This window comes from Paenibacillus xylanexedens (genome assembly GCF_007676705.1).
Lineage (GTDB): Bacteria > Bacillota > Bacilli > Paenibacillales > Paenibacillaceae > Paenibacillus > Paenibacillus xylanexedens_C.
The window spans coordinates 1,381,838-1,400,301 of the sequence record NZ_VEBF01000001.1; the positions used below are offsets into that span (position 1 = coordinate 1,381,838).

Genomic DNA, 18,464 nt, shown 5'->3' on the forward strand with positions numbered 1-18,464 from the left:
AATATGTGTTACGAGATTACTATCGAACTAGGGGCGCTGCTTCCGTTGCTGGAATTGTGAGCGGATAACATAATAAGCAGTTGCAAACAGGATAACTGCGCCTATGCCAACGATTATCATAGAAGAATTCCATCGAACAATAGTTCCAAAAGCAACCTTGGATTGAAATGGGGTACCGGAAGGAGCGGTATTCGTCAGATCAGGTACGTAATTCATAGTCATGATCATGCCTTGAACGACATTCCAAGCTGCATAACCAATGATGAATAACAGGGTAACCAGAACGGATTCCATCGCTAATCGTTTGTTCATGCTCGCCATTTTGCCTCCTTAATTGTGGTTGTGAAGAATTACTTTATACGAAGTCTCTTCCCATTCAATTAGACAAGATGTGCTGCATTTCCTGTTTTAAACGATCTTTATTTTCATCCACATATTGATACAGCAAGTCGAAGCTTTCTTCGTTATCCGATTGCATGCTCAAATTCGCGGCTTCCAGTTCAATCTGCTGCAATACCTCATGAATCTGTTCCCCGTGTGTTTGCAGGCTTGTCGTGATGTCATCTTCAGACAGACCATTCACATTATCTCGTAATTGCCCGGGCGTTACGCCGCTTTCGGACAACATCTGCTCTATCTTTTTCAGGATTACGGCATCTCCGTCATTGCCGATCCGCTCCATCGCTGCTATTGTCTCAACCAGATACTGCCCGCTGGTATTCTCAAGGAAACCGGTCATGCCGTTCATGGACAGTTCAGTATCCAAATCGATGATTAGAATGGTATCTCGCAGTACTTGTGGAAGTTCCGGTCCGCTCTCTCGAATCGTGGCAAATTCAGCTCGATAAAGGTCCATGGCAATACCGCCCACCACTTCTTCACCCGACATCTCTTCAAGCTGATCGAGTGGTAACAATTCCTGCAGTTCTTCTTGTAACTTGTTCATCTTTCTCTGCCTCCTGTATCTCTCTATCTGAATAGTTTGAACGAATGTTTTACACTGGACCACTACGCGGTCAGAATAAACTTCCGATCGCTGTTATCCCCAGATTTTTTCAATCCCTTTATTAAAGGGGAAAATCCGGTGATAAAGGCGAAGTGTATGCTTCCGAAGCAGCTTTATTGCAGAAAGCTTTTAGCTTCGCTTCTTCAGTTTTTTTCTGCCCTCTCCGTTATCGTGTAAATTTCCAGTTCACTACGCCGACACGTTATTACATCATAGCAGAATACGCTATATAAGTTGAACTTATAGAAGTTTGTATTGTTTATCTTGTCAGCAAATTTACAGGGAATATCGTCAAGTTAACGTGCACTTGACCTCTGGAAAATGTTCCGCTGTTATGATCTTGGCATCACGAGTCTTGGGAGGGGTAATGATGCGCCTGGCCTTGTTCACAGACACCTATCTTCCTGAAACCAATGGCGTTGCTGGCACGCTCCACCGCTTGAGTAACCATCTGAACCGCAGAAGAATTGAACATCTGCTGTTTACTCCGAACTCCGTCATTGAAGGAAGCCATGAGACTCAAGTCAGATCGGTTGCTAACATTCCTTTTTTTCTGTATCCCGAATGCCGCATTGCTCTACCCAACAGAGCAAACACACACAAACAGCTACAAGCCTTTCAGCCCGATCTGCTGCACATCGCTACGCCTTTTAATATGGGGCTGCTTGGCCTGAGGTATGCGCTCAAACATCATCTTCCGCATGTTGTCTCCTACCATACCCACTTCGATCGTTATCTCGAATATTACCGGTTGAAAAGCATGATTCCGCTCTACTGGAAATATATCCAATGGTTCCACCGTGCCTGTGATGCAACACTGACCCCTTCGCAGGAAACGTTAAACACACTGCAAGCCCAAGGCATTCAGCGTCTGAAGCTCTGGTCTCGCGGGATTGATTGCAACCTGTACTCTCCTGATAAACGCAGCTCCGATATCCGTGAACGATACCACATCACTGCTCCCCTTATTCTACTCTACGTTGGACGCATTGCCCCGGAAAAAGATATCGCTACGCTCACGACTACCATGCAGCAATTGCCACAGGAAATGCAGTCCCGTGTACACTGGATTATTGTTGGCGACGGTCCCTCTCTCCCCAAAATGCGTCTGCAATCCCCACCGAATGTCACCTTTACAGGGTATATGCATGGCGAAGAACTTGCTGTTATGTATGCTTCGGCAGATCTGTTTGTGTTTCCTTCCTCTACGGAGACATTTGGAAATGTGGTGCTGGAAGCGATGGCTTCAGGACTTCCTGTGGTGGCGGCCAATGCCGGAGGTGTAAAAGATCTGGTAGCCCACCACCGTAATGGTGTGTTATTTGAGCCAGGTCAGGCCGACGCATTGATTCGGGAGATCTGTCTCTGGGGAGATCACGGGAACCAATTGAGAATGATGGGATTGGAAGGCAGAAAGCTTGCTGAGCAGCGGTCGTGGGAGCATATTTTTGATACACTGATCGGGGATTATGAGGAGGCTATCGAACATCGGAACAGACGAACGAAAGATCGAATTATTACAGCGTAGTCTGATGAAATCAGCTTCTTCCAACAACCCATAATAACCGCCTCTGCCCTCTGTTAAGTTAAAACGGTTCGCCCGTTCAGGCCGACCGTAGCAGCATGTGCACGCTACTACAGTCGGCCTGAAACATGTTTCCAATACACTTCATAACAAAACCTGCATCTTGGAATGGGTTGAGCTATTACACGGTATGCAGACACATAGAACCGCAGTTATTGGAATTATTTAAAATATTTTGAATGATTGTATATAGAAAAAAGACATGACTCCTTAAACTGAATCATGCCTTTTATTGCATACGATCTATGTGTTGAATTTACTGAACGGGACTTTGATATCTACAAATCCTTTAGCGTAGGGTGCAACCTCATAAGGGTGGAATCGGATGACAATCCCTTTATCATATAAAAAGAATTCAGATGTTTGATCAAGCTGAAAATCATAAATATTTTCTTCAAAAATAGACTCTCCTGCATTATACATGGCTAATAGACTATTTGAGATTGATTTCTCTACCTTCTTTATCTGTATATCATCTTTAACATACTCGCTTAGCTTCAGTTCTTTCCCCGTTCTTAAATCATAGTTATATGATTTTGTTGCATCCATTCCATGTGCTCCGCCAGTGTATACGTGATCTTCATATACCACAGATAACTTTTCTTTTGCATTGTATTTTACACTGGCCATGGTAATGTAGAAATAATTTTTGTTTGATTTCTTTTCTTCTTTGTCCAGGCGAGCTGCTTTCACTGCGTGGAGTTTAAATGTCTTGTTCAGCTTATCCGTCACAGATTTATTACCACCTGTTAGATGTATGTATGGCTGTCCTTTGTAATATTCGACCTTCGTTTTCACTGTAATCGTACTGCCTGCCTCTACATGACTACTCGGAAGACTTATAGCAATCAGTACAGTGAGCATAAGGTAATTTATCCATCTGAATTTTTTTATTCCAGTTCTATACTCCCACATTACCAACAAACCCCTTTGGCTCAAATGATATCGTTTCTTGCATTCTGTTCCATATTACCTGTGGAGTACCCTTTAGGTCTGCTCTGTTCTGAACGTTGCCAATACAGATGTCCTCTGCTCCCGGATGTTGTAAATAGTGCCTGAGCGTCGCTTTGACCAGAATAGACGCATGCAAATCCAGCACCTCATCCAGCGGTATCCAGAACAACTCCCCTTCATCCGAGGGTACAAACCGTCGATGACTCGTCTCTCCGAAATATACAAACTGCTGCCAAATCTCACCACCGTTAACCTCTAACAGAATATATCGAAGCCGAAAGTGTTCGACATCCGCTTGCTTGAATCCGGTCTCTTCTTCAATCTCCCGATAGCTGGCGGTCATGGGCGTGTTCAGTTCCCCTTGTTCCAAATGTCCGCCAATGCCACCCCAGAATTCAAAATCAAACAATCTGCTACCCGCCTTCTTCATCATCAGCATGTCTGAGCCATTGCTCAAAAATGCTGTAGCCATCTGTCTAATCTCCATATGTACCTCGCTTTCCAAACTGTAATTATATGAATCTACTTGTCTATATAAACTGAACTAAAGAATATTTACACTAGACACTCCGATGACAGAACAACCTTCCGATCACTGTTATCCCCAGATTTTTTTGATTCCTTTCCTAAAGGGTAAAATCCGGGGATAAAGGCGAGGGTATGCTTCCGAAGTAGCTTTCTTTCAGAAAGCTTTTAGCTCCGCTTCTTCAGGTTCTTTCTGTCCTCTCCGTTTGGTGTAAATGTTATATTCAATTTATATAACCGCTTCTAAAGCAGTCTTTTTAGCTCACTTAGATGCTCAATCGTATGTAACGGACCATTCGTAATGGTGTCCTGCCAAGGCTGATTGACCTTCATCCAGATCGTACTCATGCCAACATTTGCTGCTCCTTGAATATCGTTCACGGGATGATCGCCAATGTAGATACACTCCTCGGGAGTGAGACCGAAATGATCGAGTGCAAGCTGAAAGATCCGAGGATCGGGCTTCTTGACTCCAGCCTTTTCTGAAACAATAATATGGTCGTAATCATCCCGGATACCGAGTTGATCGATTTTCCCATACTGAATATCGGTCTGCCCATTGGTGATTAACCCGGTACGATATTTCCCTCTGAGATGCTGAACAACTTCTCGCGCCTGTTCCATCAGAACTGAACTTCGCACATACTCTCTGCCATAGAACTCCATCAGTTCTGCATGTGGCGGATGCTCTGCCCAAGGTAGTTCATGCAGCAACTCGTTGAAAAGAAGGGGTTTGTCCTTATAACCATCCTGGTCGAGTTCAATAATCCGCTTGCTGATATCTTCGGTTGATTCTAGATGACCAAAATAAGTCTTAATTAAGCTCTGCGTAAATGTGCCAAAGGTCATCGTTCTGTTCAGAATCGTATTGTCCAAATCAAAAATAACCGCTTTAATATGATCCATCGCTTCTTTCCCCCAGTCCAATAATGAAAAGCCGTGCTTATTTTTTCTTTTTGTGATAGTGATAACCCGTGCATAGACCCTTTTGCTTGGATTTGGCTGAACAGTTATGTCCACCGTTCTTATCCAGTCTGCCTGGATGAGCATAAGCGGAAGAGGATACACCCACAAGTACGACAAGAGACAGGATTACGATAACAATCTTTTTCATAAGTCACCCTTCGATAAACACCCTATGCTTTAGGGCTTAATACGTGCTATATCATTCTACATGAAAATCCACAATTGGGATATCCTTCATCTTTTTTTATCTGTACATTCTCATAAAATCTTAAATTGCTTCAACGCATGGGTGACTCCGTCTTCACTTGCCCGCAGGGTAACATAATCGGCGCTTTGTTTAATCCGCACTCCGCCATTTCCCATCGCAATTCCGATCCCCGCATATGCTAGCAGATCCACATCATTCTCCCCGTCGCCAAAGGCCATCGTCTCATCTCTGGTTATCTTCAGATAGTCGAGAACTTTCTCTGCGGCTGTAGATTTGCTGACTTCGCTCGCTTCCAGCACATTCACTACATACGGATGGAACCTCACGAATCGTAAGGAAGGAAATCTGGATTGAAATTTCTCCGTCTCTGCCTCATCCGCATATAAGCAGATGCAATATACATCCTGTTCCAACGTACTGATTTTCTGTGGGGAATCCGCCAGTCCAAGCGTATCTCTCAATGCATTAGCAACACGCCCATCTGCTGTACACAACCCGTTCATCTCGAAGGACTCGGTAAAATATGAAATACTACGCCCTTGCAACTCGGCAAACTCGCTAAATTCTCTAACCATCTGTGCAGTAAGTACAGACTTATGTATCACTTCATCACCTGTTTTGATCAATGCTCCGTTGGCCGAAATGATTGTATCGATTCCAAGACTCTGGAATTCTTCACATAAATTAAGGGGTCTACCTGTGACGAGTACGACTTGAATGCCATTACGAATCAAGTCCTTGATCGACTCTGCTGTATGAGGTGATAAACTCCGATCCACTTCGCTCAGCAATGTACCGTCCACATCAAAGAACACAGCTTTAATCAAAATATTCTTCCTCCTTTACTCCTGGTCGCTCATGGGTACGAAATGTTTCAATTTTGACTTCGTCTTGCCCTTCTTCTGTGCTTCTTCCGAAATGCGGTGACTAACTTGCAGAACATCATTATGGGCAAAATAGATATATTCGACATCAGGCTCATCCTTGAATTTGACTATGGCAAGGAATGGCGGCAGCTTGATTGACCATACGCCTTGCACGGATTCTATTTCAGCCGGTGTATATTTCTTTTCTTCGATTAAATATTCGGTCACTCGATGAGCGTAGATCATCTTATTCACTTTTACATACACAAACGGCGTAGCAACTAAGATTGCTAGAGTGATCAAAATTATCAGGGATATGATCTTTTTCCTTTTACCCACGTTGGCCCTCCATTTTATAAAAATACCTCAAGTAAAAAGAGCAAGTACAGAATAACCTGATGCGGTCTTCCTGCACTTGCTCTTACGTTTAACGGGTCTGAACATCTTGGGTACGTCCCATGTACCATAATTGAAATGACTCCGCCGTATCTAGGGGGATGTCATGTGCACGATGATGCAGAACAGGTTTGGCGCGGTTTACCGTATGAATGGACGCAACACCGAACCAACGCTGTAACACATTACGGGTGATCTGCACTTCGATGACTTTCTCACGTTTGGAGATGAAGAGGGTTGACGTGAGCGCGCCGCTCCGAAGTTGAATGAAATTCTGATTCAGAGTGTATCTGGTATGGAAAAAGTCCACCACTCTGCATGTTGCAATCCATACTAACAGAATCGCCGAAATCATCCACCAGGCATGCTTCTGTCCAAACACAAATGGTTTGAAATACCACAGTAAACCCGTGATAATGATCCATCCCCAACTTGGTTTGAGCAGGCGCAGCCATAATGATATACTCGGAAGTTTTTCCATCTCCTGTGTGACCCGATAAGACGGTAGAATCTCCTCTATCATGGTGTAGGCTTGCTTCACAGGCAAGAATGGATAGAGCGAGTTCACCTCATGATCGGATTCTCCCAAACTACCTGCAGTAGTCAATTCTACTTCGGCTAATCCAAGCAGCCTTTTCATCGGAGACTGTGTAATTTTCACGGCTTGGACTCGCTCTTTCAGGATTGAAAATGACGTTTGCTCCATCATGCCCTTCGTAATATAGATCCGCTTGGCATCCGAGGTAATCTGGAAGTTTCCATATTTCACAAACGTTCTGACAATGCCCAGAGCAATAGATATGATCAATAAAACTACAATCATTAAACCGGCAATCCACCAGGAATCGAGCCAGGTTAATAACAAACTTTCCGTTACTTCTTCATCTGGGAAGAAGTCTTTCACCCACGAATAGAGCGTGCCCAGAACCGGAATCAGTACGAGAAAACTAAGCGACGTAAAGGATGCTTTCAATATGTCCCTGCGAGTGGAATGATAATGAACAACCCGTTCCTGTTTTTCTTTTGCAGGTAGTGACATGACTTCATCCGTTACAACAGGTTCAGATTGCTCCTCTCCCTCTTCGATGGACCCATCTACATCTAACGTAACATGTTCCTCTTCTGCTTCTTCAACCATGTGACCTGCTACAATTTTCTCCAGCTGTTCCCCTTCGGAAAGTGAAACAACGTGTAACTGAAAGGTAGCATCTTCTCCCTTAATTCCGGTCTCGAATCGAATTGACGTCACCCGGAACAAACGATGAAACAGCGTCGTATGACGATTCACATTCTGGACCTTCGTGTATGGTATCGTTCTTCGGGTACGGTTGAACACACCACTATAGATATGAAAGGCTGTATCGTCTGCTGTGTAACGAGAGGTAAACCACTTCAAGATAATCGAAATAATACTGATGGATATCCCGATGTAAAAGGTGATTCTTCCATAGAAAACCCATTGGGACTCTGAGCCCTGACGGAAAACAAACAAAAACAGGACGATGGCGAACGAATTCTTCACCAGTTTCCATAAACTCCACAGCATGGTTAATGGATGATGTCGCTTCATATCGATCATTCATCCACCTCATTAATCCGCGCATAGGACGCAATCTGATGACGGAGTGCGAGCGCTACTTCCTCTGGCAATGCCGGGATGTCATGCGATGACCCCATCGTGCCCACCGATACGGAATAGAGTCCATATTTTCGCATCAAAAGTCCCTGATTCGTTGTAACCGATTGCACTTTCGCCATGGGGATGATCTGATGTACCTTGGTTAGCGCCCCATGCTTCAGTTGCAGGAACTCCTCATTCACATCATAGTACCAATGCTTGTATAACCATGAAGGCTGGATGAAGATATCCCACACCGCATAAGGCACAGATATGGCCGTAACGCCCCACAAAATCCAACCAATCCACGTCTTCCATCCATAGATGGAGTCGAGTATTAACAGTACGGCAAGTATCAGAAAACCTATCACATTCCATATGATGGCGCTAATTCTCCACAAGTTTACCGCATGAGGGGAGAGCCGTTGCTCGGGTGTATTCCACTGGATTGACATATGTTCACTCCTTTTTTCCTCGGGTACATAAAAACACACATGATACACTGTACGAACAATCGTCCACGATCGATGCAGAAAGATTCCCTTAGTTAGTAAAAGAGATGACCCCTGTGTGATACAGGTCGTCATCTCTTTTGTTTATTTTACTGTAAAATTCTGTACTTCACATAACCATACCATATGGTCTGTTCCTTCACCCCAATAGTTCTTCGCCACGACATAGGGTTCACCGAATTTGCGTTGCCACTTCTTCTGTGCGATTCGATAGCCGCTATCCAGGCAGAATTGCTGGATTCCCAGCCGCTGCAGTTCAGTAACCAGTGCGAGAATAAGCGCCGAACCAATCCCCTGACCTTGAACCTCGGGCAAAACGTACAAGCTACCCAGTTCTCCGATATCGTTCAGCCGGTGATCTGTACATTCTCGAATCTCCTCACCACAAGGTCCATATGAGATTGTGCCTACAATGGACTTACCCATTTTGGCCACGAGGAAAAATACCCTTGCTTCATTGTTGTAATCTGACTGCAATGCAGTGTGAATCAATGCTCTCTTATGCGCTATTTCATCCTGGATATCATCCAAAAGCGAGCCAATACCCTCCTGTTCGAATGCCGCAGGGATGGTTGTCTCGAATACCTGATACGCTCCCTCAGCATCCGATTGTGTCAAAGGTTCAATGATAATTTTGTCATCCACAGGTTCTTCTCCATTCCATATACCTTCTTAATCTGTACGTCGCTGGATCAATCTTCTTAATTGGTTCGAATCCTCAAGAGATATGCTATATCCCGTTGAGGTGTCTTCCTGGTTTACTAACAGGCCCTGCATCTCGGAGTCCATTCCTAATGAAAAATCGTACCGCGTTACCGAGCCATCCGCATTCGTTATGCTCATCTTGTACTGTGTGCCATAATTCAGATTGCCCGGCAAACGCTCTGCCTTATGTATGGCCTCCATCATGTTCCGTATCTCGTCAGCTCGATCAAACTTAACATCTTGACATGGTTCAAAAGTGAAGTCTGGATTACAGGTTAAGGTGATCAGCACAGGAAGCCCTTCTTCCGATTCCGGTTCATTCGGTTGACTGCATCCTGTCATGAACGTAGCAATGACGAGTACCATCAAGAAACCTACATATTTCACCATACCACCTGCCTCCCTGACTTCGTAATGAATAGAGACGTACTGGATAGAGACGTTTTAATGATTACAGCGCATCTAGTGACTAAACTGAACTATTTATCCGTAGTCATATCAAGTTACGTAACTCTGGGTCCCACGAAGACAACAGAGCAATCAAACGCTGTACGGTCTCTTCCACAAACACTTGAATCCTATCACCTGTAATGAACTCAGGAGTAATTCCCGGTTCTTCCCCATTCAGAAAAGAAAACGTGTGGTCCCGCCATCGAATAATCTCGTCAGCAGTTAAACGATCCGCCATGTCATAGCTTGGTGAACTGTTGAGCACCTGCCATACCTCTTCACTCCAACTGGAACCTTGGTAGAGATTGAAGTCGATCTGGTCCGTCTCCTGGTAATATAATCGCGCCAGTTCATCCTTCGATCTGCTAATGCCTGTGTGTTGGTCTGCCTTATTGACCCGCTCTACGAATTCAGGATGCACACTCCGGAACCAGTAATAGTCTGTCAGCACATGCATAAAGTACCCACGCACAAACCACTTCCATCCTTCATCGGTGAGATGTTGCATATAGGATGAGTAGAGTTCCTGCAGTCGACCAACGTGATCCCCTTCATCCTTTGGATTGAAATGGGTGTACTCCTTATCGTCTCTGGTTGTACCTTCACGCATATGTATGGAATCCGGGGCGATATTCCCCAGATAGAATGAACCTCGATCAGTCTGCACTTGCAGAGAGTCTGCAATTCGAATAGCAATATTGAGATGAACCATAGGTAGCGGCATAGAGATGATCTCCTTTTATCGGGAATATTCTACTATACTTAGGAAAAAGTGATTAACCCTTGATTCTCTCCAATTGCATCCGGTCAAACAGCTGCTCCAGATCCGTATGGTACTCCGGCTGTTCCTGTGCGAGCAGACTAATATATTCCGACCCACATTCATAGAATACCAGACGATTAAACGGAGCTGTATCTCCAAAATGATTGCTTTCCTGTCCAAATTTTGCCCGAATCAAATTCTCAACATACCTTGCGAAACCTTCGTTCCACTCCAGCCAGCTCCAGTACTCGGCTTGCTCTTCATTTAATGAACTGAACAGTGCCCTTCTAGCTCTCTGCACTTTCGTTAGGTCTTTACTCTTCAACGCAGACAACAATGAGTTAATCCGCTCCACAACGATTTCATCTTCATACGGAAACTCATAATCCAGTTCCCATGTTACACGCTTCAGTTGGTCCATTTTATGCTTAATCTGGAGACGGTTCACGATCCGTTCATCATATTTCTCATATACATAACAATGAACATATTCGTGGAATAGATAGACTTTCTGCTCCAGATCTTTAAAAGCTGCATCCGTTACAATCGCGCACATTCGTCCATCCATATGATGCACAGGCATCGCAGCAAGGCATTCATCTGGAATATATAAATCATCCGGAACCGTCTTCACCCACTCATATTGCTGTGTTTTGGACGAATAATCATAGATATATAATAAAGCCTCATAGGCTACAACCACTGGATAATGTTCTGCAAATAAAGGATGTATGCTTACCAAATCTTTCTGAAGCTCGTTTAACTCGTTAATTTGCTCTAAAAAAGCTTCCATGTTATTAACCCTCTCTTTACTGGGAATGATACGTTAATCATACTAGAACAGTAAAGATAAAACACTGAGAGAAAAATGATAATTCTGTTCGAGTATGAGATGGTGAACGTTAGAATCGCTCTCCGCGTTTCTCATACAGGTAGATATCCAGTGCCTGAATCCCACGTTGAGCTAACTTAATAAACAGGATCAGCGCATACACACCCAGTCCATATAACAATACATTAATCAACATTGCTAATATTGTAATGATAGAACCAAACATCATCATTATTCCTCCTAATTGAACCTTTTAAATTATCACTCCCTATTCTAGCATATTTTTCCTCAATTAACTTTTCTGGTAGATGTAAGGATGATTTAGCGTGCTTATTGGTCGAAAAACGAAAAATCTTCCACACCCGTACGAGAAAGGTGGAAGATTTATAATCCGGTATACAGTTTCCTAAGTTCGTTCACCACTGACTATATGCCAATGTTGATGCTTCGAGTCTTGATAGTTGCCCAAGTTAGTTACAATCTTCGATGAGCCTGTCTGAGCTAACAAGTCAGCAGCTACTTTTTTAATGACCTGCATCATTTCTAAGAGTAGCTCATCATTATTCTCTTCTTCTTCTGAAATGAAGGATTGGATATGAATCTTGGGAATCACCACGATGTGATGCGTGTAGTAAGGCCTAGTGTGATGATAAGCCATAACGTTATTTGTTTCCATGACAACGTTGACTTGCGTTTTACCACTCAGCACCTCATCACAATAGAAGTCCTGCGTCATAACATACCCTCCTCTTACTAGTGAGTTCTGATGTACCCCGCCTTCTTCAACACATATTCCGTAAACGGATTGATCTCAGGGATTGGCTGATTCAGATCAAAATATCGGAGTTCTAGCCCTTCATCATCCATAATGGTTGGGCTACCCTTGATGCCTGCAGCTTCATAAACAGCCATGACGTTGTAAACTTCATCACCGTGTGGATACTGATAGTACATGTCCTCACCAGAAAAAACGCTAATGAGTTTGTACGATTCCGCTCTCAGTCCGGCTTCTTCATACAATTCCCGCGCAGCTGCTTCCTCCAGCGACTCCCCGGGTTCCATTGATCCCCCAAGTGTCCCCCAATCCAAGCTATCTGTACGTTTTTGCAGCAGCAGGTGACCTTCCTCATTGAACACGAGTACACATGAGCCCGCCATAATTAGAGGACGCGGGCCCACCAGTTTTCTTAGCTCCATGATATATCCCATACATGCTTCTCCCCCATCTTCAAAGTACGTACGTTAAAACGTATCTTTATGATTTGGTCAAGATTCCCTGGTCCACAGATTTCTGAATAAGTTGCTGCGCATACTCCCACAATGTTTCGGAACCGTTCGCAATCTCACGGTTTCTGTTTAATACCTGATCACTTGTAATGTTATATTTCTGCCATGTATCTCCCTCATTCTGATGATTGTGGATTAGAGGCTGCAACCGGTCGAGAGATGAAGCAAATTGTGCTTCAGGCGTCTGCTTTGATTCAAACTCCAACCATAATTGGAGTAGTTCTTCAGCCTGTTCCTTAGGCAACATACCAAACAGCCGATGAGCCGCTTTGATTTCACGATCATATTTATCCGTGTGTCCCACCGTATCGTAAGCGAATGTATCTCCGGCATCAATCTCGACCAGATCATGAACAAGAAGCATCTTAATGACTTTGAGGATATCCACATCCTTGTTGGCGTGACTCTGTAGAACCAAAGCCATCATCGCCAGATGCCAGGAATGCTCCGCATCATTTTCAAGTCTATCCCCATGGATGATTCTTGTTCTCCGTTCAATCGTTTTTAGTTTATCAATTTCAATGAGAAAGTGAATCTGATCCTGTAATGAGTCGTTCAACAGTACATCCTCCTTCATATCCGATACCCAATCTATATAGAGAGGTCATACCAGTAGACTTTATAGTTAAAGTCCAGTGACATTCCCACACTCTGTGCCAGACGAATTGAGCCTGCATTGTCCGGAGAACAATCCCAATATGGATGTACGTCTACACGACTGCATTCTTCTACAAACGCTTTTGCCACCATCCCACCATAATTTCTTCTTCTGTAGACTTCAACCGTTTCAATATCAACCGCATGTGTCTGATCTGCAATAAATGCCGAAAAGCAAACACTCGTGATTTCATCGTTATGCACTGCAATGTAGCCAAAGCCATGTTGTAAAAAATCATCTATTGTCGTCCAAAAGTGAGAGATTTTATCTTTCAGAAAAGTGGAATTGTTATACCTTTTCTCTCCTGATAGCACTTGATCTATTCTGAGAATTCTGACTTCCTCGTCCTGAAAAGCACATATGTCGATAGGTACTTGATGATTTATAGGATCTGGATTCAATTGGAATACATGCTGAATATCACTGGAGATCTCTCTTCTCCCGGAGATATGCTGAAGAACATCTTCCCAGGCATCGTCCACCACACCAATCTCAACAGCATGAATATGTAAGCTCAATAATTCAGGTTCAATACGTTCATGCATGAACTCTTTCAATTCATTCAGAAAGGGGCCACTTCGAGAGTCTCCGATCAACTGAAAACCAGATTGTCCATGTACCCAAATTAGAGCTGCTGTGATATTCTCTGCATCATCCACATAGATCCGTCCCGGATTCAAGCCAGATACCACAGCCTTAACTTCAATATTCTGACACGAATCCGTGAGATGCTTTACTTTGTGGAAGTCATGTTTATCAATCTCGGTTATCATTGGTTCATTCCTCCCAAATTCGAGACAGAGCCCTACAGCATGGATGATCTCAATCAAATCTTATATTCATATATTCTCGTCTCTTCATCATCAAGCAGGTATCCTTTACCGATATAAGTCCAATTACTTTTTTCATAATAATCGTTCAGATCAGTACATAGGTACAGCTTGTCATACCCTTTCGCTTTCACCTCATTCATCGCATGGGTCTGAAGTTGTCCACCTAGATTCTGGCCCCGATATTCTGGATCAACATGAAGACATGCAAACCAGGGAAAGAGATCCTGCCTGCTATTCAGATCGCTTCGCAACAAAGCGTACCCACCGATAATTCGGTCTCCGTCCAGCATCACATAAAATCTTGGCACATCACTCTCTGTATCCACAGAACGCTCTATACAATCCCGATAGAAATGGAAGCTTGATTCTGAGCCCCATTGTTTCCAGAAATACTGTACTGCTTCTTGCAGCACGTCCGGCTTCTGCCGAATATCAATAATTTGCAAAATGTTATTCTCCCTTCACTTGGATCTGATTCAACATATATTCCGCATAATCCAGAAGTAATGCTTCACTCAAATTCACATTCTCCAGTTCACCATTGTACTTTGCAAGACATTGTGAGATGACGTCCGTGTATTTAGCGGGTAGCTCTGTGAGCGCCCATGCTCCTGCTTCTCGCTTGGAGTGAATGACTGAATCTTTCACATACAAGAGAACCCGGGACAGATTCAATACATAGTAGACTGGGTTGTCCACAATTTCGTCTATAGCTGAACTCGTATCCGATGTAATTGAGGCAATCATATGTTCACGATTTTCCGGTTGGAACAGGTCCTTAATTGGTTTACCATCCAGCACAATACCTCGATCATAGATGACCGCCATGTGTGCTACCAGATCCGGATCTTCATATCCACCACATAGATATTGCTCATCCGTTCGATATTTCTCCCGATGATACGCAGAGTAATGAAATTCGAAAGGAGTAGGGTATGCCATGGCAACAATCGTAGATTCCAGTACAATACTGAGTTCAAAGCCTTTCGTAATGTGCATCTCATCTTCAATATGCATTAGCTTTTTTGCAATCCTTCGATAGGTATCGGCAGATCGCTTTTCCCGGCTAACGACCAATATATCGATATCGCTCTGATTCGGATGAAAGCATCCCATGGCCATAGAACCGTGTAAATAGATTCCCACCAAGGCATCCGTTAACTCTTCTTTCAACATACGAGTAACGCTATCTAAAACAGTTTTTTCATTCAACAAGAGTCTCTCCTTTATGTAGAAGATCAGGTCGCCAATGCAACGTTCATTTCACGCACAAAAACAGCTGTCCCCTTAATTCTGACATCCATATCCTCACCATCCCGAATCACACTCACTTGAACTTTTCCATCTCTTCCAATCTCATGCCCTTGTTCTACCACAAACTGTACCTCATCCATCTCCGGTTTCACATAGGTTAAATAATATGCACCCATCACCCCCGAAGCTGTTCCAGTCACTGGATCTTCCGTAGTACCTGAATATGGTGAGGAGAAATGTCTAGCATGCATCATCGCATTGGTATCACGGGTTTCAAAACAAAAGGGATGTAGCGAAGCTTTAGGATTCTCAAGCAAAACACCAGGGAATAGGGAAGAATCCGGTTTCATTTCAACAAAAGAGTTCAGTTCACGGATTGGTATTAATAGCGTCCAGGTTCCTGTGCTTCCATAAACGATCGGAATAGAGAGATCCACATCATCCAGAGTTAAGTTTATTGTACTTAGCAGCTTCTCGATATCACCCTGGAACGGGTTAAACCGCGGCTGATCTTGCTTCATCTCCATGTAAATGGTGTCGCCATTTCGCTCAAATTGAATAGGTAATACGCCTACATTGGTTTCAATCGCGATTAACTCTTTGTCACCCAACATACCACGTGTCTTCAAACCATACAGTGATGCCATTGTGGCATGACCACACAGATTAATCTCGTGTCCTGGCGTAAAATAACGTAATCTGACGTCAGCTATTTCAGAGTTCAACACAAATACCGTCTCATTAAATCCAACTTGATAAGCGATCTGCTGCATCGCCGTCTCACTGAAATGATCAGCATTAAAAACCACTCCTGCCGGGTTACCTTGGCCGGGAACTGTAGAGAAAGCATCATAATGATATACCGTAATATCACTCATCAAAAGGCCCACTTTCTTTGTAATCTACGAGATGCACATTTCCATATAACTCTACACTTTCACCGTCAATTACAATCCCGCCACCATCTTGGCACGCATAGACCGCCTTACTGTTAACGAGCGTGTATTCTCTTAATGAATTCAGGGTGTCTTCCAAACCATCCCAGTGCGGTGCAAACTCAAATTCAACAAGCCCCAATGCTTTCATATCATTCAAACCCACTTCGTTTTCATCTGCATCTTCCCCATACCCGGCTATATCTATCGTAGGTGTCGTCAGAATACTACCTGCGCTGACCCCGATGAGAATGCCGCCACTCTTCACATAGGAACGTAGCAGATCAAGCACATTTCTCTTCTGTAATATACTTAGAAAATAAAACGTATTTCCTCCGGATAGATGAATCGCATCACATTCGAAAATAGAACCAAACTTACTCTCCTCATACTCCATATCGAGATCATAATATTGAATTGTATCTATTCCTAGTTGATTATAGTAGAGTCGGGTATGTTCAAAATACTTACGATTCGGGTCGGAACACGAAGGTACATATCCAATTGAAGGCTGGTCACGGTCGAATAAGCTTCGTATTCTCTGATCTAATTTTTCGTTAGATTGGAAAACCAAATCACTTAGCAGAACCAACGTAGTCATCTTATTTCCTCCGTATATGTCAGACTAGCTTAAACTCTTTATCCAAAATCGAGAAAAAATACTGGTCTATCCACTGGTTGTTCCACCATAGTTCTTCACTGAAGACAGCCTCCCGTGTCATACCCACATGCTGCATCAGTCCGGCTGAGCGAACGTTTTGTGAATTGCACATGCCGACGACCTTATGAGCTTGTAATTCTTGAAACGCAAATTGTAATAAAAGTCGGGTGGCTTCACTCCCGTATCCTCTCCCTGCATATTCGGAAAGTACTGCGAATCCAAGTTCCCAGCTTTTTCGGTAATCCACATAACTCCACATTTGAACGATACCAATCGGTGTATTTTCCGGATCGCTCAAGCGGCGTATAACGAAATCATAGGCATACGTTTTCTCATCTGCAACAGCAAAATGACTCCGATATTTCTCGCGAACCTTCTCCTCATCCGTCTCAACAGTTTCCTCAAAGCTCCATATGCTTGTGTCACATTCAAGTTGACATATGAAGTCGAGGTCTTGCTCTGTGACTGTTGTTATTTTAATTTTCTGTCCCACGAATTCCATGTGGATTCATCTCCTTTGGATTATGCCATCGTTCCCATAAACTACTGCATTTGCCCATTAATATATCTTCTGTGACTTGCAGATGCTTCCTGAACCCACAAATCCAACTCCACTCTACTAACAAAAAATTTATCCTGAACCTTAATGAACGGAAACATTCTCCCATCAAAGAAACCTGACACCGTAAAACTCCCTTGTTCAGCCTTAATAATACTCATCACCTGTTCTTCAGTCATACTCAGATACTCGGCAGTTTCTTGAATCGTCATTAATGCTTTATCATTAGGTACTTTTTGCTCTGCTGCCTGAGTCAGTTCACTATTACTCTCCTGAGTCGTTAACAATATACAGCCAATAATAAACGAGATACCCAAAATGACACTGGCTAAAAGTATGGAAAACGGAATAGATTTCATTGTTTAGGAATCTCCCACTCTGTATCATGCAATCCTCTACCAATATTCCATTTGGCGAGCAAAGCTCTCTGTCTGTTTTCCAAATCAAGAAAGGGTGCTGCAACACAGGATAACTTGTCAAACATATGGATAAAATGAGGCCCTTCCTTGAAACGTCGAAGTCCGCCATATTCTTCATCATCTGCTGCCCATACAATCTTTTTAATCCCCGACATTAGTATGGTGCACGAACACATGGGACAAGGTTCACAGGTAGTATAGAGCGTCAGGTCTTTCTTCGCGAATCTCTTCTTGTTGTCTACATCCAGCAAATGTTTTCCTGCCTGACGAATAGCATCCACCTCTGCATGTGCGGTGGGGTCGCAATCCGAGAAAACTCGGTTTCTGCCTTTACTCACGACATTCCCATCCACATCCACAATTATCGCACCAATCGGATAAGTCCCTTCAATAAATGATTGTTCTGCTTCTTCCAGAGCCAAAGTTAAATATTCATAATCCGATAACTTCATTGAAAGTCCCCCTTAGTACA

27 protein-coding genes are annotated in these 18,464 nt (G+C 43.5%); 1 reads left to right on the forward strand and 26 read right to left on the reverse strand.

Annotated features, from left to right (window positions below):
* Positions 1-27: 27 nt before the first annotated feature.
* Together FS628_RS06085 and FS628_RS06090 are read right to left on the reverse strand one after the other, a co-directional pair.
* A complete protein-coding gene (locus tag FS628_RS06085) occupies positions 28-312 on the reverse strand; it encodes a hypothetical protein (RefSeq protein ID WP_145320009.1) in 285 nt (94 codons plus the stop codon).
* Positions 313-376: 64 nt separating this feature from the next.
* Positions 377-946 carry a DMP19 family protein gene (locus FS628_RS06090; protein WP_145320011.1) on the reverse strand — a complete coding sequence of 190 codons (570 nt, stop codon included), beginning with the start codon at positions 944-946 and terminating at the stop codon, positions 377-379.
* Between the two features lie 430 nt (positions 947-1,376).
* On the opposite strand from FS628_RS06090, the gene FS628_RS06095 reads away from it, so the two are divergent.
* The gene (locus FS628_RS06095) at positions 1,377-2,534 is read left to right on the forward strand and encodes a glycosyltransferase family 4 protein (protein WP_145320013.1); all 1,158 of its coding nucleotides are present in this window, start codon (positions 1,377-1,379) and stop codon (positions 2,532-2,534) included.
* Between the two features lie 300 nt (positions 2,535-2,834).
* Here FS628_RS06095 and FS628_RS06100 read toward each other — a convergent pair whose 3' ends face one another.
* The 24 genes from FS628_RS06100 to FS628_RS06210 all read right to left on the reverse strand — a co-directional run bounded on the left by FS628_RS06100 (position 2,835) and on the right by FS628_RS06210 (position 18,444).
* Positions 2,835-3,506: a DUF3298 and DUF4163 domain-containing protein gene (locus tag FS628_RS06100; RefSeq protein ID WP_145320015.1), complete on the reverse strand. Its 672-nt coding sequence runs from the start codon at positions 3,504-3,506 to the stop codon at positions 2,835-2,837.
* Positions 3,493-4,017, reverse strand: a complete 525-nt coding sequence (locus FS628_RS06105; RefSeq protein ID WP_145320016.1) for an NUDIX domain-containing protein — start codon at positions 4,015-4,017, stop codon at positions 3,493-3,495. Before FS628_RS06105 ends, FS628_RS06100 begins: the two co-directional genes overlap by 14 nt.
* A gap of 296 nt (positions 4,018-4,313) precedes the next feature.
* The gene (locus FS628_RS06110) at positions 4,314-4,976 is read right to left on the reverse strand and encodes an HAD family hydrolase (protein ID WP_145320018.1); all 663 of its coding nucleotides are present in this window, start codon (positions 4,974-4,976) and stop codon (positions 4,314-4,316) included.
* A gap of 37 nt (positions 4,977-5,013) precedes the next feature.
* Positions 5,014-5,184 carry a YHYH domain-containing protein gene (locus tag FS628_RS06115; protein WP_145146644.1) on the reverse strand — a complete coding sequence of 57 codons (171 nt, stop codon included), beginning with the start codon at positions 5,182-5,184 and terminating at the stop codon, positions 5,014-5,016.
* A gap of 110 nt (positions 5,185-5,294) precedes the next feature.
* Positions 5,295-6,071: a Cof-type HAD-IIB family hydrolase gene (locus tag FS628_RS06120; RefSeq protein ID WP_145320020.1), complete on the reverse strand. Its 777-nt coding sequence runs from the start codon at positions 6,069-6,071 to the stop codon at positions 5,295-5,297.
* A 15-nt stretch (positions 6,072-6,086) separates the two neighbouring features.
* Positions 6,087-6,449: a DUF3139 domain-containing protein gene (locus FS628_RS06125; RefSeq protein ID WP_145320022.1), complete on the reverse strand. Its 363-nt coding sequence runs from the start codon at positions 6,447-6,449 to the stop codon at positions 6,087-6,089.
* A gap of 88 nt (positions 6,450-6,537) precedes the next feature.
* Positions 6,538-8,085, reverse strand: a complete 1,548-nt coding sequence (locus FS628_RS06130) for a PH domain-containing protein (protein ID WP_145320024.1) — start codon at positions 8,083-8,085, stop codon at positions 6,538-6,540.
* Positions 8,082-8,579, reverse strand: coding sequence for a PH domain-containing protein (locus tag FS628_RS06135; RefSeq protein ID WP_145320026.1), 498 nt, complete (start codon positions 8,577-8,579; stop codon positions 8,082-8,084). Before FS628_RS06135 ends, FS628_RS06130 begins: the two co-directional genes overlap by 4 nt.
* A 141-nt stretch (positions 8,580-8,720) precedes the next feature.
* Complete coding sequence (locus FS628_RS06140) at positions 8,721-9,281, reverse strand: GNAT family N-acetyltransferase (RefSeq protein ID WP_145320028.1); 561 nt, start codon at positions 9,279-9,281, stop codon at positions 8,721-8,723.
* 27 nt (positions 9,282-9,308) lie between these two features.
* Positions 9,309-9,731, reverse strand: coding sequence for a hypothetical protein (locus tag FS628_RS06145; RefSeq protein WP_145320030.1), 423 nt, complete (start codon positions 9,729-9,731; stop codon positions 9,309-9,311).
* 103 nt (positions 9,732-9,834) lie between these two features.
* Complete coding sequence (locus FS628_RS06150) at positions 9,835-10,515, reverse strand: zinc dependent phospholipase C family protein (protein WP_145320032.1); 681 nt, start codon at positions 10,513-10,515, stop codon at positions 9,835-9,837.
* A gap of 52 nt (positions 10,516-10,567) precedes the next feature.
* Positions 10,568-11,347, reverse strand: a complete 780-nt coding sequence (locus FS628_RS06155) for a hypothetical protein (RefSeq protein WP_145320034.1) — start codon at positions 11,345-11,347, stop codon at positions 10,568-10,570.
* Positions 11,348-11,456: 109 nt separating this feature from the next.
* Complete coding sequence (locus FS628_RS31270; RefSeq protein WP_186327778.1) at positions 11,457-11,615, reverse strand: hypothetical protein; 159 nt, start codon at positions 11,613-11,615, stop codon at positions 11,457-11,459.
* 177 nt (positions 11,616-11,792) lie between these two features.
* On the reverse strand, positions 11,793-12,122 hold the full coding sequence (locus FS628_RS06160) for an HIT domain-containing protein (protein ID WP_145320036.1): 330 nt from the start codon (positions 12,120-12,122) through the stop codon (positions 11,793-11,795).
* Between the two features lie 17 nt (positions 12,123-12,139).
* Positions 12,140-12,595: an NUDIX hydrolase gene (locus FS628_RS06165; RefSeq protein WP_145320038.1), complete on the reverse strand. Its 456-nt coding sequence runs from the start codon at positions 12,593-12,595 to the stop codon at positions 12,140-12,142.
* A 46-nt stretch (positions 12,596-12,641) separates the two neighbouring features.
* Positions 12,642-13,232, reverse strand: a complete 591-nt coding sequence (locus tag FS628_RS06170) for an HD domain-containing protein (protein WP_145320040.1) — start codon at positions 13,230-13,232, stop codon at positions 12,642-12,644.
* Positions 13,233-13,264: 32 nt separating this feature from the next.
* On the reverse strand, positions 13,265-14,104 hold the full coding sequence (locus FS628_RS06175) for a GNAT family N-acetyltransferase (RefSeq protein WP_145320042.1): 840 nt from the start codon (positions 14,102-14,104) through the stop codon (positions 13,265-13,267).
* Positions 14,105-14,157: 53 nt separating this feature from the next.
* Positions 14,158-14,610: a GNAT family N-acetyltransferase gene (locus FS628_RS06180; protein WP_260870935.1), complete on the reverse strand. Its 453-nt coding sequence runs from the start codon at positions 14,608-14,610 to the stop codon at positions 14,158-14,160.
* A gap of 4 nt (positions 14,611-14,614) precedes the next feature.
* Positions 14,615-15,376 (reverse strand): aminoglycoside adenylyltransferase domain-containing protein, encoded by a 762-nt coding sequence (locus tag FS628_RS06185; protein WP_222125183.1) that lies wholly within the window; start codon positions 15,374-15,376, stop codon positions 14,615-14,617.
* A 26-nt stretch (positions 15,377-15,402) separates the two neighbouring features.
* The gene (locus tag FS628_RS06190) at positions 15,403-16,296 is read right to left on the reverse strand and encodes a PhzF family phenazine biosynthesis protein (RefSeq protein ID WP_145320046.1); all 894 of its coding nucleotides are present in this window, start codon (positions 16,294-16,296) and stop codon (positions 15,403-15,405) included.
* Positions 16,289-16,954 (reverse strand): Type 1 glutamine amidotransferase-like domain-containing protein, encoded by a 666-nt coding sequence (locus FS628_RS06195; RefSeq protein WP_145320048.1) that lies wholly within the window; start codon positions 16,952-16,954, stop codon positions 16,289-16,291. The genes FS628_RS06190 and FS628_RS06195 overlap by 8 nt, the downstream gene beginning before the upstream one ends.
* A gap of 19 nt (positions 16,955-16,973) precedes the next feature.
* Positions 16,974-17,516 (reverse strand): GNAT family N-acetyltransferase, encoded by a 543-nt coding sequence (locus tag FS628_RS06200; protein WP_145320050.1) that lies wholly within the window; start codon positions 17,514-17,516, stop codon positions 16,974-16,976.
* A 41-nt stretch (positions 17,517-17,557) separates the two neighbouring features.
* The gene (locus FS628_RS06205) at positions 17,558-17,932 is read right to left on the reverse strand and encodes a hypothetical protein (RefSeq protein ID WP_145320052.1); all 375 of its coding nucleotides are present in this window, start codon (positions 17,930-17,932) and stop codon (positions 17,558-17,560) included.
* Complete coding sequence (locus FS628_RS06210) at positions 17,929-18,444, reverse strand: nucleoside deaminase (protein WP_145320054.1); 516 nt, start codon at positions 18,442-18,444, stop codon at positions 17,929-17,931. Before FS628_RS06210 ends, FS628_RS06205 begins: the two co-directional genes overlap by 4 nt.
* Between the last annotated feature and the right edge of the window lie 20 nt (positions 18,445-18,464).